General features: G+C 63.3%; 14 protein-coding genes, 2 tRNA genes and 1 pseudogene. 8 read left to right on the top strand and 9 right to left on the bottom strand.

The window, feature by feature from the left end; genetic code table 11:
* Positions 1-94 precede the first annotated feature (94 nt).
* The 5 genes from QX039_RS11320 to QX039_RS11300 form a co-directional block, all read right to left on the bottom strand.
* Entirely contained in the window at positions 95-2,959 is a 2,865-nt protein-coding gene (locus QX039_RS11320; protein WP_315770758.1) for a valine--tRNA ligase, read from the bottom strand.
* Between the two features lie 309 nt (positions 2,960-3,268).
* Complete coding sequence (locus QX039_RS11315) at positions 3,269-4,027, bottom strand: DUF2497 domain-containing protein (RefSeq protein WP_315738028.1); 759 nt, start codon at positions 4,025-4,027, stop codon at positions 3,269-3,271.
* Between the two features lie 379 nt (positions 4,028-4,406).
* A complete protein-coding gene (locus tag QX039_RS11310) occupies positions 4,407-5,792 on the bottom strand; it encodes a TolC family outer membrane protein (protein ID WP_315738029.1) in 1,386 nt (461 codons plus the stop codon).
* Between the two features lie 282 nt (positions 5,793-6,074).
* Positions 6,075-6,740, bottom strand: coding sequence for a protein-L-isoaspartate O-methyltransferase (locus QX039_RS11305; RefSeq protein WP_315770760.1), 666 nt, complete (start codon positions 6,738-6,740; stop codon positions 6,075-6,077).
* Between the two features lie 132 nt (positions 6,741-6,872).
* Entirely contained in the window at positions 6,873-7,058 is a 186-nt protein-coding gene (locus QX039_RS11300; protein WP_315738031.1) for a hypothetical protein, read from the bottom strand.
* 257 nt (positions 7,059-7,315) lie between these two features.
* Here QX039_RS11300 and QX039_RS11295 point away from each other — a divergent pair.
* The 6 genes from QX039_RS11295 to QX039_RS11270 all read left to right on the top strand — a co-directional run bounded on the left by QX039_RS11295 (position 7,316) and on the right by QX039_RS11270 (position 10,559).
* A tRNA-Asn gene (locus QX039_RS11295) sits at positions 7,316-7,390 on the top strand.
* Positions 7,357-8,079: an NUDIX domain-containing protein gene (locus QX039_RS11290; RefSeq protein WP_315738032.1), complete on the top strand. Its 723-nt coding sequence runs from the start codon at positions 7,357-7,359 to the stop codon at positions 8,077-8,079. The genes QX039_RS11295 and QX039_RS11290 overlap by 34 nt, the downstream gene beginning before the upstream one ends.
* A gap of 15 nt (positions 8,080-8,094) precedes the next feature.
* The gene (locus QX039_RS11285) at positions 8,095-8,940 is read left to right on the top strand and encodes an EamA family transporter (RefSeq protein ID WP_315738033.1); all 846 of its coding nucleotides are present in this window, start codon (positions 8,095-8,097) and stop codon (positions 8,938-8,940) included.
* Between the two features lie 221 nt (positions 8,941-9,161).
* Positions 9,162-9,626 (top strand): response regulator, encoded by a 465-nt coding sequence (locus QX039_RS11280; protein WP_315738034.1) that lies wholly within the window; start codon positions 9,162-9,164, stop codon positions 9,624-9,626.
* Positions 9,604-10,008 (top strand): response regulator, encoded by a 405-nt coding sequence (locus QX039_RS11275; protein WP_315738035.1) that lies wholly within the window; start codon positions 9,604-9,606, stop codon positions 10,006-10,008. The genes QX039_RS11280 and QX039_RS11275 overlap by 23 nt, the downstream gene beginning before the upstream one ends.
* Positions 10,009-10,379: 371 nt before the next feature.
* The gene (locus QX039_RS11270; RefSeq protein WP_315711867.1) at positions 10,380-10,559 is read left to right on the top strand and encodes a hypothetical protein; all 180 of its coding nucleotides are present in this window, start codon (positions 10,380-10,382) and stop codon (positions 10,557-10,559) included.
* A 120-nt stretch (positions 10,560-10,679) separates the two neighbouring features.
* On the opposite strand, the pseudogene QX039_RS11265 reads toward QX039_RS11270, so the two are convergent.
* A pseudogene (locus QX039_RS11265) lies at positions 10,680-11,179 on the bottom strand (PQQ-binding-like beta-propeller repeat protein); the annotation flags it as partial.
* A gap of 67 nt (positions 11,180-11,246) precedes the next feature.
* On the opposite strand from QX039_RS11265, the gene QX039_RS11260 reads away from it, so the two are divergent.
* A complete protein-coding gene (locus tag QX039_RS11260) occupies positions 11,247-11,723 on the top strand; it encodes a hypothetical protein (protein ID WP_315738036.1) in 477 nt (158 codons plus the stop codon).
* Between the two features lie 348 nt (positions 11,724-12,071).
* Here the strand turns inward: QX039_RS11260 and QX039_RS11255 are convergent, their stop codons facing one another.
* A complete protein-coding gene (locus QX039_RS11255) occupies positions 12,072-12,656 on the bottom strand; it encodes a Panacea domain-containing protein (RefSeq protein ID WP_315738037.1) in 585 nt (194 codons plus the stop codon).
* A gap of 223 nt (positions 12,657-12,879) precedes the next feature.
* Between QX039_RS11255 and QX039_RS11250 the strand changes: the two genes are divergently transcribed.
* Positions 12,880-12,953: transfer RNA gene (locus QX039_RS11250), tRNA-Cys, on the top strand.
* 50 nt (positions 12,954-13,003) lie between these two features.
* Here QX039_RS11250 and QX039_RS11245 read toward each other — a convergent pair.
* Both QX039_RS11245 and QX039_RS11240 read right to left on the bottom strand, forming a co-directional pair.
* Positions 13,004-13,177, bottom strand: coding sequence for a hypothetical protein (locus tag QX039_RS11245; protein WP_315738038.1), 174 nt, complete (start codon positions 13,175-13,177; stop codon positions 13,004-13,006).
* 50 nt (positions 13,178-13,227) lie between these two features.
* A complete protein-coding gene (locus QX039_RS11240) occupies positions 13,228-13,965 on the bottom strand; it encodes a tRNA-uridine aminocarboxypropyltransferase (RefSeq protein ID WP_315738039.1) in 738 nt (245 codons plus the stop codon).
* Positions 13,966-13,996: the final 31 nt, after the last annotated feature.

The following is a 13,996-nucleotide window of genomic DNA, read 5'->3' as shown; positions in this document are numbered from 1 at the left end:
TTCCGGGATGGCCCAAGGGACCAGACCCGGAATCTCGAGATTCCGGGTTCGATGCTTCGCATCGCCCCGGAATGACGAGGGAGAGAGGACGACGTCACGCGCCCTGAAGCCGCGACAACGCGTCTTGAAGCTTGGCCTTGCGGGCCAGTGCCGCCTCGCGCTTCTCCTTCTCCTCCTCGACGAGTTCCTCGGGCGCGTTAGCGACGAACTTCTCGTTGCCGAGCTTCTTGTCGACGCGCTCGATGTCGGCCTCGGCCTTGGCGATCTCCTTGCCCAGGCGGGTGCGCTCGGCGGCGAGATCGACGACGCCCTTGAGCGGCAGCGCGGCGACCTCGCCGCGCACGACGAGCTGGGCGGAGCCTTCGGGCGCCGTATCGGCGAAGGAGATGTCGGAGAGACGCGCAAGGCGCTTGATGACCTCGCTCCATCGCGGCGCGCGCTCCCTCGTCTCGGCGGAGGCAGCGACGAGCGCGAGCGGCATCAGAGTCGCCGGCGGGATGTTCATCTCGGCGCGGACCGAGCGGATGGACGTGACGAGATCGACCACCCAGCCGATCTCGGCCTCGGCCGCCTCGTCCTTGAAGCTGGCGGCGTCGAACGAGACCAGCAGCGGCGGCACCAGGGGATCGCCGAAGCTGGCGGCCGACAGCGCGGCGATCTCGGCGACCGTCGGCCTGTCGGTGCGGTGCGGCCAGGGCGACAGGGTCAGCAGACTGTCGCGCTTGGCGGTCGACTCCCACAGCGCCTCGGTGATGAAGGGCATGAAGGGATGCAGGAGCTTGAGGATCTCGTCGCGCGCCCAGGCGACCATGGCACGGGTCTCGGCTTTGGCCGGGCCGTCCTCGCCGAGCAACGTCGGCTTGGAGAGCTCGACATACCAGTCGCAATAGACATCCCAGACGAAGCGGTAGATCGCATTGGCCGCGTCGTTGAAGCGATACGCCTCCAGCGCCTCGGTGACCTCGCGCGTCGCGGCGGCGGCCTCGTGGGCGATCCAGCGGTTCAGCGTCTCCTTCGCAGCGGCCGGATCGAAGCCGTCCGGCACGGTGCAGCCGTTCATCTCGGCGAAGCGGCTCGCGTTCCAGAGCTTGTTGGCGAACTTGCGGTAGCCGTCGACGCGCTGGGTCGACAGCTTGATGTCGCGGCCCTGCGCCGCCATCGCGGCCAGCGTGAAGCGCAGCGCATCGGCGCCGTGCTCGTCGATCAGCGCGAGCGGATCGATGACGTTGCCTTTCGACTTCGACATCTTGGCGCCCTTCTCGTCGCGGACGAGCGCATGGATGTAGACGGTCGAGAACGGCACCTCCTTCATGAAGTGGATGCCCATCATCATCATGCGGGCGACCCAGAAGAAGATGATGTCGAAGCCGGTGACCAGCACGTTGGTCGGGTAGTAGCGCTTCACCTCCGGCGTGGCGTCGGGCCAGCCGAGCGTCGAGAACGGCCACAGCGCCGAGGAGAACCAGGTGTCGAGCACGTCCTCGTCACGTGTGATGAAGCCGTCGCGCTTGTTGCGGTCGAGCGCCATCTCCCGCCCCTGCTCGGCCGTGATGACCTCCTGCTCGACGTAGTAGCCGAGTGCGTTGGACACCGCCTCTTCCTCGGTCTCGGCGACGAACACCTTGCCGTCGGGCCCGTACCAGGCCGGGATCTGGTGGCCCCACCACAGCTGGCGCGAAATGCACCAGGGCTGGATGTTCTCCATCCAGTCGAAATAGGTCTTCTCCCAGTTGCGCGGCACGAACGTCGTCGCGCCCGACCTGACGGCTGCGATCGCCGGCTGCGCCAGGGTCTTGGCGTCGACGTACCACTGGTCCGTGAGGTACGGCTCGATGACGACACCGGAGCGGTCGCCATGCGGCACCATGTGCGTGTTCGGCTCGACGCGCTCGAGGAAGCCGAAGGATTCCAGCCGCTCCAGGATCTTCTTGCGCGCAGCAAAGCGCTCGATGCCGTGGAACTCCCTGGCAAACTCCTCGGAGCCCTCGGGCAGGCCGCGCAGATAGTCCTCGTTGTCGACCAGCGCGATGCAGCCTTCGCGATCGAGAATGCTGATCTGCGGCAGGCCGTGGCGGCGGCCGACCTCGAAATCGTTGAAGTCGTGCGCCGGCGTGATCTTGACTGCGCCGGTGCCCTTCTCAGGATCGGAATAGGTATCGGCGACGATCGGGATCTCACGACCGACCAGCGGCAGGATCACGCGCTTGCCGACGAGATGCTGATAGCGTTCGTCGTCCGGATGCACCGCGACCGCGCTGTCGCCGAGCATGGTCTCGGGACGCGTGGTGGCGACCACGATGAAGCTCGTGGGATCCTCGGGGCTGAACGTCGTGCCCTCGATCGGATAGCGCAGGTACCAGAGATTGCCCTTGACCTCGATCTGCTGCACCTCGAGGTCGGAGATCGCGGTCAGGAGCTTCGGGTCCCAGTTGACCAGCCGTTTGTCCTTGTAGATCAGGCCGGCGCGGTGCAGCTCGACGAACACCTTCACGACGGCCTTGGACAGGCCCTCGTCCATGGTGAAGCGCTCGCGGCCCCAGTCGCAGGAGGCGCCGAGGCGCTTGAGCTGGTTGATGATGGTGCCGCCGCTCTCGTCCTTCCACTGCCAGACGCGCGCGAGAAACTTCTCGCGGCCCATCTCGCGGCGGCCGGGCTGCTGGCGCTCCATCAGCTGACGCTCGACCACCATCTGGGTCGCGATGCCCGCATGGTCGGTGCCCGGCTGCCACAGCACGTCGCGGCCGCGCATGCGCTCGAAACGGCACAGGATGTCCTGCAGCGTGTTGTTGAGCGCGTGCCCCATGTGCAGCGAGCCGGTCACGTTCGGCGGCGGGATCACGATGGTGAAGGGATCCGCATTGCGCCGATCGGGGCGACCGGCGGAGAACGCGCGGGCATCCTCCCAGACCAGGGACATGCGACCTTCGAGATCGGTGGGCTGATAATTCTTATCGATCATGGCATTTCCAGCGGCGCGGGGCCGGCTGTCCAATTCGGGATGTCGCGGAACTCGTCCGGGCCTTTTGTGACACGACCTGAAAAAGCTCGCGCAAGCTGTTGGTGCTTGGGCTGTTTTCGGACTGATGCCCGACCGCGGACCGCGCTCCCGGAAGAGCCCTCTCGATCCGTCCGGCAGGGATCAGCTTGACAGGGCTAGAAAGCCGCCGCGGCGCGCCAAGTCAACAGCAGCGGCGAACATTGACGGATAGCGTCTACCGCCCGCCGCGGCTCACTCCAGAACGGAACGGGAGATCGTGCCGTCTTGGCGTCAGCGGCCGCGCGAGACGCGCTCGATCTCCGCCTTGACGATGCGCTCGACCAGGGCCGGAAGATTGTCATCCAGCCACGATTTCAGCATCGGACGCAGCATCTCCTTGACGAGGTCCTCAAGCGTCCGGGCGTTGTTGCTCAGCACCGTATTGGCCAGCGCGTTGAACGCCGATTCGACGGCGTTCACCGTCGATGGGGCCAGGATCGGCTGCTTCGGCGTGACTTGCTCGAACGGGGACTCGAAGCTGGCAGCCTTCTGATTGAGCCGCCCGGCCTCGATGAACTCGATATCGTCCCGCGGATCCACCTTTCGGAAGGATGCCGCGGCGGGGGCTGGCGCTGGAGCGGGAGTCGGTGGGGCCACTGCCATGTCGTCCGTCAACTCGAGTACTTCAGGTTCGGGATCGGGCTCGGGTGCTACCGGCCGAACCTCTGCGACTGGAGTCGTTTCATCCAAACCCGCCAGCAATGCGTCAATGTCGTCCTGGTTGTTGTTCGCGGCGGCCGCAGGCGCTGGCGGCGGTGCGGGAGGTGGAGGTGCGGGCTTGGCGGGAGCCGCAGCGGCGATCTTCGAAGGTGGGATGTCGTTCATCGCCGACTTCGCTGCCGGGGCCGCCGGCTTCTCGGCCTTGACCGGCTCCGGCGCGGCGGCCTTGTCTGCCGCCGGCGGCTTACCCTCGTCGTCGGCAATGATACGCCGGATCGACGCCAGAATCTCCTCCATGGAGGGTTCTTGGACCTTCGCAGGCTGCGTCATTTCCGACTCCAAATCAGCAACGCTGCCGTACGAACCGGCTCAGCGCAAAAGTCCCGGGCGCCGGCCCCAAGTGGCTTGGACTTCTCAACGGACATGCCAACTTGTCTCCGGACAAGGCCTGATCGATGCAAAACAACAGAACGATACTGCCCATGTCGGAGTCTATTCTTGGAAGAACTTCCGACGCAGTCCGAATCGTTCGGCGGCCATTTTGAGGCTATGTCATGGCAACAAATGAATGCAAGCAACGCCGGCCGCGAACCCGGTGGAGCACGGAGGTCGCCTGTCAAGCGTCGCCCATTCGTCACAACCACAGCATGTGCCACAAAAAAATCCCCCGGCCAAGGACCGAGGGATCAGGGTCGATATTAAGAATGTACTAATGACCATCCGGCGTCCGTACACCCGCCCAGTTATCCCGGACCTGCTGGTAGTGCACGCTGGGATCGTAGGTGGTGGTCGGCAGGTTCAGCACCTGCGGTGACAGCCGCCCCACGGTCTGAAGCACCGTATAGGATGCCACCACGCGGTCATGCTGGGCGTTCACCAGCGAATTCCGCGCGTTGACCAGCGCCTGCTGAGCGTTGAGCACGTCGAGGGTGGTGCGCTGCCCGGCCTTGGCCTCTTCGCGGACACCATTGAGGGCGATCTCGGAGGCTGAGACCTGGGCCTGTGCCGACTGCACCTGTGCCTTGCCCGCGAGCAGCTTGCCCCAGGCAGATACCACGTCGGAGCGAGCCTGATCGCGGGTCTGCTCCAGGACCAGACGCTGCTGCGCCAGCGACTCCTTGGACTGACGAATCAGCGAATATTCCGCCCCTCCGTTGTAGATTGGGACGTTCAGCGAGGCGACAGCCGACGCGCTGAACCCACGATAGGATTGCAGGCTCGACTCATAGCCCTGCTGAGCCTGAGCCTGGACGTTTACGGTCGGCAGCAGCGCACCTTCCTTGATCTTCGTGTCAAGATACTGGACGTCGATGCCGTACATCGCCGAGGTCACGCTCGGGTTTTCCGTCAGGGCCGTTTCGACCGACTGCTGGAGGGTCGGCGGCAAGTAACGGTCGACAGGAGAGCCCGGCGCCAAGTTCTGGGGATCGTTGCCGATGATTCGGCGGAAGTTCGAGCGGGTCGCCGTTAGTTGGGCCTCTGCTGTGAGCTGCTGCGTGCGGCCGGCGGCGAGCTGAGCCTCGGATTGTGCGACGTCGGTGCGGGTGACCTCGCCGACGTTGAACCGATCGCGAGTCTGCTTGAGCGTCTGCTCCAGCACCCGCGTGTTGCTGCGCTGGACCTCGACGATCGCCGCATCGCGCAGATAGTCCATATAGATCGTGGCCGCCGCTAGCAGCACCTGCTGCTCAAGAATGCGGAGAGCCTCGCGTTGCGCCGAGACGTTCGCCTCGGCCTTGCGCACGCCGTTTGCCGTCTGCTGACCGTTGTAGAGAGTTTGGTTGACCGTCAGGCCGACGCTTCGCGGCCTCTGCACGCCGTGCGCGGCCGGCGTCGCGGGTGCCGCTTGCAAATCCGTATACTGAATGCCCGCCGTCGCATTCAGACTGACCTTCGGCCGATACCCCGAGAGTGCCTGCGGAACGCCTTCGTCGACCGCACGAGCCTGAGCCCGCGACGCGTTCAGTTGCGGGTTGTTCTGATAGGCGCGCACCAGCGCAGCCTCGATCGTGTCGGCCAGCGCAGGCGTCGGGCCCGCACAAGCCATCACGAGGACCGCAGCCGCCGCTGCAGTGACGAGCTTCACCCCAAACATCCCTGTTCCATTCATTTGTTACCGGCTCGAACGCCAGAGCCGGGCCGTAACCTGTTGAAGAGACTCCCGCGCACCTCGCACCTTATTCCCCATGCATGCGCAACGGAACTACCCAAGCCTGGAACCTGTGCCGAAAACTGTCAACGTGCAGCATCCGGGCCACACTTCTGATTTAAAACAGAATTTCGCCCGCTAGAGGGCGCGAAAACGACGCAGCAAACCCTGCTCGCCACGGGATGGCCCGCCAGTTCAGAGAAGCCGCGAAGAACTTCGTTGGGCGATTTAAAACACGAATTCCGGGAGCTGTTCGAGACCGGGAATGACCGGTGCCGCGGCATCGAACAGGACCCTGCTGCCGATATCACCATGCGATCGCGTAAAGATCATGGCGCGGGCGGGACGTACGGTGGCGAAGACACCGACAAGGCGGCCGCCCTCCTTCAATTGACGGCAAAGACCGTCGACAGGGACCTCGGTGGCCCCATTGAGGAGAATCACGTCGAAGCGGCCGTCCGCCGGATCACCCTGCGCGGCCGGCGCGACCCGAATCGTGACCGGGCAGCCATGGACGGCGGCAAGCAGCTGCTTGGCGCGCCCTTCGACCGCAGAATCGACCTCGGTCGCCGTCACGCTGCCCGCGAGTCGGGCGGTCAGCGCGGCGAGATAGCCCGTCGCACATCCAACCACCAGCACGTTGTCGGTTGGCTTGATCTCGGCAGCCTGCAGCAGCTTTCCGGTCAGCATCGGCTTGATCAGATACCGCTTGGCAGAAGCGGATTCGGAGACGTCGAGATCCAAGTCGAGATAGGCCAGCGCCTGCCGATCTGCGGGAACGTAGGCTTCCCGCGGCACGGTCAACAACGCATCCAGCACGCGGTGATCGGTGACGTCGCTGGTCCGAACCTGACCATCGACCATTTTCTGGCGCGCCGTCGCGAATGAAGACATGAGCAGACCTGCAAGCAAAGTGGATGGACCGCGGACGATCTGCGCAATCTTTTGGTACAAGGTCCCCGAAAAGGCAACATGCGGGTTTGAACGGATCCGCTGGGAAGCCGCGTCTGCGAGGGCGGTCGCCAGCTACTCGATCACCACGGCGAGTCGTCCGAGCAACTGCACGATCTCGTCAATGTGTTCGGAATCACCGCGCGTCACCATGTCGGCCAGCCGCGTGAGGCATTCGTCGTCGCTGAGACGCTCGACCTGGTCGGGAATCAAGGAGGGCGCGGAGGCGGCTTCGGCGAATTGGATCACGGTGTTTGGCATCTGCGACACTCCATGAGCGCGGGCACTGGCCGGTTCCAGCAAACTATCGGGGCCGGTTTGCTCCCCTCCAAGTGAATTTCCTGTCATCGAACTGTGGGCGACCGCTGCCCAGCAAGCGTTCAAAATGAATCTAACCATCTGAAATTTCGGTATTTTATTCCTGAACCCGCAATCGTCGCAAAGATGCGATTTCGTTCTATGCAAGGCGAAACGGCTTTGTTATACGCAGCCGCATTCGCGAACATTGTTTCGCCTGTTCCTCGGTAGCTCAGCGGTAGAGCATTCGACTGTTAATCGAATGGTCGCTGGTTCGAATCCAGCCCGGGGAGCCATTCTGGCCAAGCCGAATGGCTCTTTATCCTCACATTCCCTCTTTCTTGTGACGCTGGGCACCCGCCGATTCGCGGCGAACGCGCGCCTCCTGACCGTCATCTGGCTGGGCGGCGTGGCTGTCCGCCTTGACGGCGCATGGGGCGTCGGGCAAGCGGGACGGATCTCTTGCAAGTGGCGACCAGCGATGCCGATTTCCGATCATCTGAGAGCCGTCCGCAGCAAGATCGGCCATGATCTGTTGGCGACCACGGCAGTTTCCATCTCCGTGTTCGACGACCAAGGACGCATTCTACTCGGACGCGACGCGGAGACGGGCCTCTGGACGTTGCCTGGCGGCGCCATCGATCCGAATGAGCACCCAGCCGACGCGGCCACCCGCGAATGCTTCGAGGAGACCGGACTGGTGGTCCGGCCAAAACGTCTGCTCGGGGTGTTCGGCGGCCCGGAGTTCCTCATCCGCTATCCCAACGGTGATCTGACCTACTATACGGTCATCGCGTTCGAGGCCGTCATCGAAGGCGGCGCGCTTGCGCCCGACGGCGAGGAGATGGCGAGCCTGCGATTTGTCGATCGCGCGGAATGGGAACAGCTCGCGGTGTCGCCATCGAGCCGAATCATCTCGCGGCAGGCGCTCCAGCACGACCCCGTCCCCTACTTCGCTGCCGCGAGCTGGCGGCCCGAGAGCTGATCCGGACACAAGACGTTGGATCCTGTCGCCGCAAGCCTCATGCTGATGGCCGGTCTGCTTCACGCGACTTGGCATGCCATCGTCAAGACCGGCAGCAGCCTCTCTCTCCTGGCTGGCATGGGGCTGGTGAGCAGCATCCTGATCCTGCCCTTCATGTTTCTCGTTCCCGTTCCGGCCCCCTCGACTTGGCCGCTCATCGTCGCTTCGCTCGTCTTGCACGCAGGCTACAAGGCGAGCCTCGCAACGGCCTACCGCTCGGCCGAGCTTGGACGCTCCTACCCGATCGCGCGCGGCGCCGTTCCGCTGTTCGCAACGCTGTTTGCCTCGCTGGGTCTACAGCAACCGCCACGGAGCGGGCAGTTGATCGGGATTGCCGTCATCGTCCTCGGCATCACCGGCCTGGCGCGCGACCGCATCCACGGTCCCGTCGATCGCCGTGCGTTCTGGGCTGCGATCTGCGCCGCCGCACTGGTCGCTGGCTATTCGGTCATCGATGCGGCAGGCACCCGGCAGACCGAAGGCTGGGCTTCGTTCACGGTCTGGATGATCGTGCTCGACAGTGTCGCGTTCTTCCTCGTCGCGATGATGCTGCGAGGGCCTGCGCTGGTGTGGGAGATCCGCGACGCCTGGATTCCGGTGCTGATCGCAGGAACCCTGGGGCTGGCGTCATTCGTGGTATTCCTTTGGGCCTTGAGCCGCAATCCGATCGCCAATGTGGTGGCCTTCCGCGAATGCAGCGTCTTGTTTGCGACGCTGATCGGCGTGCTGTTCTTGAAGGAGCATGCGACGCCGCGGCGGCTCTGCTGCGCCGCACTGATCGCAGCCGGGCTGGTCGCCATCGCCTTGCTCAAGCCGGGCTGAGCTTCTCCAAACTGCCGAAGCGATTGGTCCGGAAAGCATGGTTCCATCTTCGTCGCTTAGTGCACAACATGCGCCGGCCCGCGGCCGGGAAGTTCCGTAAAACTCCTCGTTGCAGAATCGTAACAACTAATTCAGTGTTAACCACTTTGTCATTTTCGAGCTTCAACCCATTGTCCTTGTAGCGTGAGAGTCCTTCAGTCCCGCTGATACTGAGGTGGCCCATGCCTACTGTCCTCATTATTGACGATGACTATCCTACGCGCGCTGCGCTGGAAGCATCATTGAAGAAGAAGCGGTTCTGCGTGTTTCTCGCGCCGGACGGTCCGACCGGCATTCGATTGATCGGCAGCGTGTCCTTCGATGCCGTCGTGATCGACATGTTCATGCCGGGTATGGATGGGATCGCAACCATTCGTGAGCTCATCAAGATCGATCCCACGGTGCCGTTCATCGCGATCTCCGGCTACGCATTCACCGACAAGAAACAGGGCGCTCCGGATTTCCTCGGTATGGCAATCAAGCTCGGAGCGACGGCTGCGTTGCAGAAGCCGTTCGACATCCGCGATCTGCTCGAAGCGGTCGATCGTGCGATCGAGGTGCGTCAACGACTTCTGACCGAGGCGCGGCACGTGGCTCCTCGCTCACATCTGTCAGGAAGGCCTCATGATGAACATCCTGGTCGTTGATGACGAAGTCGGCGTTTGCTGTGTCATCCAGCACCTTCTGGTTCGCGAGGGCTACGCGGTCACTGCCGTCACCGACGGTCGGCTGGCGATGGATGCGGTGACCCGCGGTGACTTCGCCGCGGCTCTGATCGATCTCAACTTGGCCGACATGGACGGCAACGACGTGATCCGGGCTGCACGCGCGGCTCGGCCCACGATGCCCATCGTGATGATGTCGGGCATGGTGCTGGAATCAGGACGTGGGACGGCTGATTTGCTCGGCCCCTCGGCCAAAGTGGTCGGCCTTCATCGTTTGGCGAAGCCGTTCAAGCCGAAAGACCTGTCGCAGCTGATGCGTGACATTCTGGCGCAGGACACCGAACCTCTCGCCGTCGCGGTCTGACCGCCAGCGATTCGGTCGCACGCGTCGAGCCGAACGTTTGGAGCGGATCGCCTCTTCGACCTTTGCCGGAGAAGCAGCCTGCGACTCGCGGCGGCCATGTCGATCTCTTGCTCACGGTCGGCTGCAGGCCGGCTCGTCGTCGCTGTACGGCATCACCTGCCGCACAGGGAGACGGGTCAAGGGAAGACGAGAAGTCTCGAGGGGTGTGAGCCTGTTCACATCGGAACAGCGCGGACCGCCGTACCTTTTGGAACGACGGGCACCGGTAACGATTAGGTCCTTTGCGCCCGATCGTTAGAATTTGAGCGATCCGCTCAATTTGAACAAAGTGGAATTCTGCCATCGTGGCTCGCAGTTTGCGCGAGGGCAAGATGAGCGAAGCCGAATACGAGTTGTTGATGGACGTTGTGAGAACGGCTATTGCGCCCGAGACCGAGACCGATTCCATGGCCCGCTTGTTTTCGATCCTGCATTTCCCCACGGCAGCCAACGACAACCAGGGCGCCTGGCCGCTGATCCCGTTTCCAGACGGCTGGTTCGCGGCCTGCTGACGCGCGATCTTCTGTCGCCATGCAGGCCAGGCGATCGGCACGTCTTGGCCGGAACACTGCTGCGATCTTCGTTTCCCGGAATGGCGACGGCCGAGGCCGCCGCCATTCAGATCACCGGCGCTACTTCCTGACTGCGAACACCCAGACGACGCCGCCTTGCGGAACGTTGTCTTCGAGACCGATGTTGCCTTTCGAGAGCGCATCCTGGATGCGCTGCGCGTCGACGCCCCAGCCGGACTGCACGGCGATGTACTGGGTACCATCGACCTCATAGGCGACCGGCATGCCCATGATGCCCGAATTCGTCTTCTGCTCCCACAGCAGCTCGCCGGTCTTGGCATGGAAAGCCCGGAACATCCGGTCATTGGTGCCGCCGACCAGGACGAGATCGCCCGCCGTCGCGGTCACCGACCCGAACAGCTGGGATTTGGGGAAATTGTGCGACCAGACCTTCTTGCCTGTCGCTGGATCCCAGGCCTGCAGCTCCCCGAAATGGTCGGCACCGGGCCGCACCGTGAGCCTGATGTCCTCGGCCTTGGTGCCGAGCCAGAGCTGGCGGGAACGAGCGACAGCTTTTCCCCGGTGAAGCCGCCGCAGAAATTCTCGTTCGCCGGCACGTACGCCGGTCATCCCGATGCGGCGGCCGCCGCGGTGATCTGCTTCGAGTAGCTGCAGCGGCCGGAAAACGTGCTGGCCGGCTACTTGACCTGGAACGACTACCGCGGCCCGCGCGCGCCGACGCAGATCCGCATCGAGCACCACAAGACCGGCGAGATGGTGCTACATCCGCTCGAGGAGACGACGGCCGACGGCCACACGCTGTTCTACGAGGAGGCCGAGGCCGTGCTGGCCAAGGTGCCGCGCCTCGGCCTGGGCATCGTCATGCGCGACCGCCCGACGCCGAGCGGCCCGCGCAAATGGGACAACATGAGCATGGCCCGCCTGGTGCGGGCGCTGCGCGAGCGGCTTGGCCTGCCCGCGACCTTCACCATCGACGCCTGCCGCCACGGCGGCATGACCGAACTCGAAGAGGCAGAGTTCACCGACGGCCCGGGCCGCGCGCTGTCTGCCCACAAGTCGAAGGCGTATGAGGGATATGCGAAGAAACGGGCGCTGGCGGCAACACGGAAGCGCTATGCGCATCGGATCGGGATCGTAGGGTGAGATCAGAACCAGACCCAAGGCCCGTGTTCGATAGGACGCTCAATTCGATAGGACGCTCACCGATTATTAGTAGTCTTCGCCCTCGTCTGCGACTTCCGCCCACTGGAGAATTACGTCGTTATCCTCGTTGACTACGAAGGTCACGACTAGAGGCGGGATATAACCCTCGATCATGCGTGTTCGCGCGTACCTGAAGCGACACCAGTCGTTTTCAAAAAGCGGAAAGCCAAACGGATTTTCTTGTAGTCCTTCAATGATTGTTTCAAGGGCTAGGTCAACTGCTCGGTAGCCTCCAAGCTGCTCCACGCTTTCCGCAAAATTGGGGCCCTCGATTATCTGTCGCACTTGCTATTTGCTGCGCCAACCGTGTTCAGCTCCCAATTTGAGGAGTCGTCCACGCTGTCCAGCCCCTATTGGTTCATCCGACAAATAGGCCGATTGATACGGCATCGGTTCACCATTTTCCCGCGTTCTCCACGCAACCCCGTGCGACTTCTCGCTGACCTCCTTTGCCGTCAAATCCCAATAGGCGGCAACGGCACGATCAAGGTAATCTAAATCCTGCCTGCTGAAGATTGTAAGGAATGGATCTGAGAGAGCGACAGGGCGCTGTTCGTAGTGATGTCCCTTTAGAATTCTGCTAATCTTTAGATGGCCTTCGGCTTGAAGGTCATTGAGAACCGGGAGCATTTCAACAGGAGCCGGGCCCTGTCTTAGCTTCTGATACATCCGCCCAGTTACCGGCTGCCCTCGCTGGGTGAATGACTCGAAATCGGCGTGCCAAATAATCTTGTTGAGTTTTACGAGGCCAAAGAAAGGTGTCCTCTCACAAGCCTTGGAGACATAAAGGACCGCCTCCCGAAGACGGCGCTGGCCGCCGGGTAGATCGACCTCCCAGGTCAATTTTGCTCGGGTCTCCGGAATGCTTGACATGTCAGTAACCTAGGCTCTCGAACGATTCTACGCTAGCCCTCGTCAGATCCGGCGCCGACTGATCCGCCCAATGACATTCATCAGCGTCTCACGCATTCTCATGGAACGAACCCGCAACTCCAGTTTCAGAAATGAAGCGGCCGGGAGTTTCAGAACTGGTGGATGGAACGAAACAAGCCGGTTGCCTAACCCATTGATCTCCGGTATCGATCCGTCATGTTGGGGCCACGTGGCGGAGTGGTTACGCAGCGGTCTGCAAAACCGTTTACACCAGTTCAATTCTGGTCGTGGCCTCCACTCAATCAAAATCAAGCGGTTGGACTACCCATTGGGGCCGCGAACCGGCCCTAGAAGGGCAGATCGTCGATGCCGCCGGGATAGCTGACCTGCGCGCGCGGCCAGGTCAGAATTGCCCTCCGTTCACCGGCCGAGACACCGCCCCGATCCGAGCCAGACCTGCCGGCCAGCCGGGGCGCGTAATCCCGGAACTGCACCACATTGGACTTTTCTGCTTCCTGCATGGCTCTCATCCTCGTTCCATGCTGCGATGCAAGAAGCGTACCCTCGGTTCCTAAACCCGCCGTTTGCGGCTGCGCCAATCCGGCTTGCGGGCCTTTGGGCGGGGCGTGAGCTCCGGATGCTCTTTCTCCACCTCCCGATACCGCGCAAGCATGCGCTCGAAGCTCGCGTCGAGGGCCGTGGCGATCTCAGGCCGCCGTTCCAGCGCGGCCATCAGCATCCCGGCCGCCTCGATGGTCGACAGCCCGTCGCGGCGCGGTTCGCGGCGCAGCCGACCGTAGCGCGACGGCTGCCGCGGCCCGAGGATCACGCGCTGGCACTTCAGCATCCACGGATTGCGCCACCACAGCGCCTTGGCCTGGCTCCAGGTGCCGTCGAGCAGGATCACGCCCTCGATCGACTTGAGGATGGCGCGCTGGTTGTCGGCCACCTCACCCTTGCGGGTCACCGCGACCACCTCGCTCTCGGGATCGAGCTCGGCCGCCTTCGCCGAGCCGAGATAGAGAATGGCCCAGCGCGCGGGATCGGCGACCGGCCGTCCCAGTGCCTTGGCGAGGCTCGGCCAGGACAGCCCGACCTTGACCACCGCGTTCTTGAAATGCAGGGCGGCGAGCCGCGCGGTGCCGAGGGCGCGATCCTGCTCCTGCGGGTGCTGCAGGATCAGGAGCCCCAGCCGGCTTTCCAGCGGTGTGACGCTGTCGCAGATGCACAGCGGCAGCGGCTTCTGGCAACGCGGGCAATCGGGCGGCGCCTCGGTGGCGAGCGGCGGATGGTCGTGTGGTTCTGGCATGCGGCGGCTATACGCGCCCGCGGACAGCGCC

The sequence above is a fragment of the Bradyrhizobium sp. SZCCHNR1043 genome, from assembly GCF_032489675.1.
In the GTDB taxonomy this organism is placed as follows: domain Bacteria; phylum Pseudomonadota; class Alphaproteobacteria; order Rhizobiales; family Xanthobacteraceae; genus Bradyrhizobium.
Note: the sequence above shows the minus strand (reverse complement) of the source record. Positions and strands in the feature narration are given on the sequence as shown.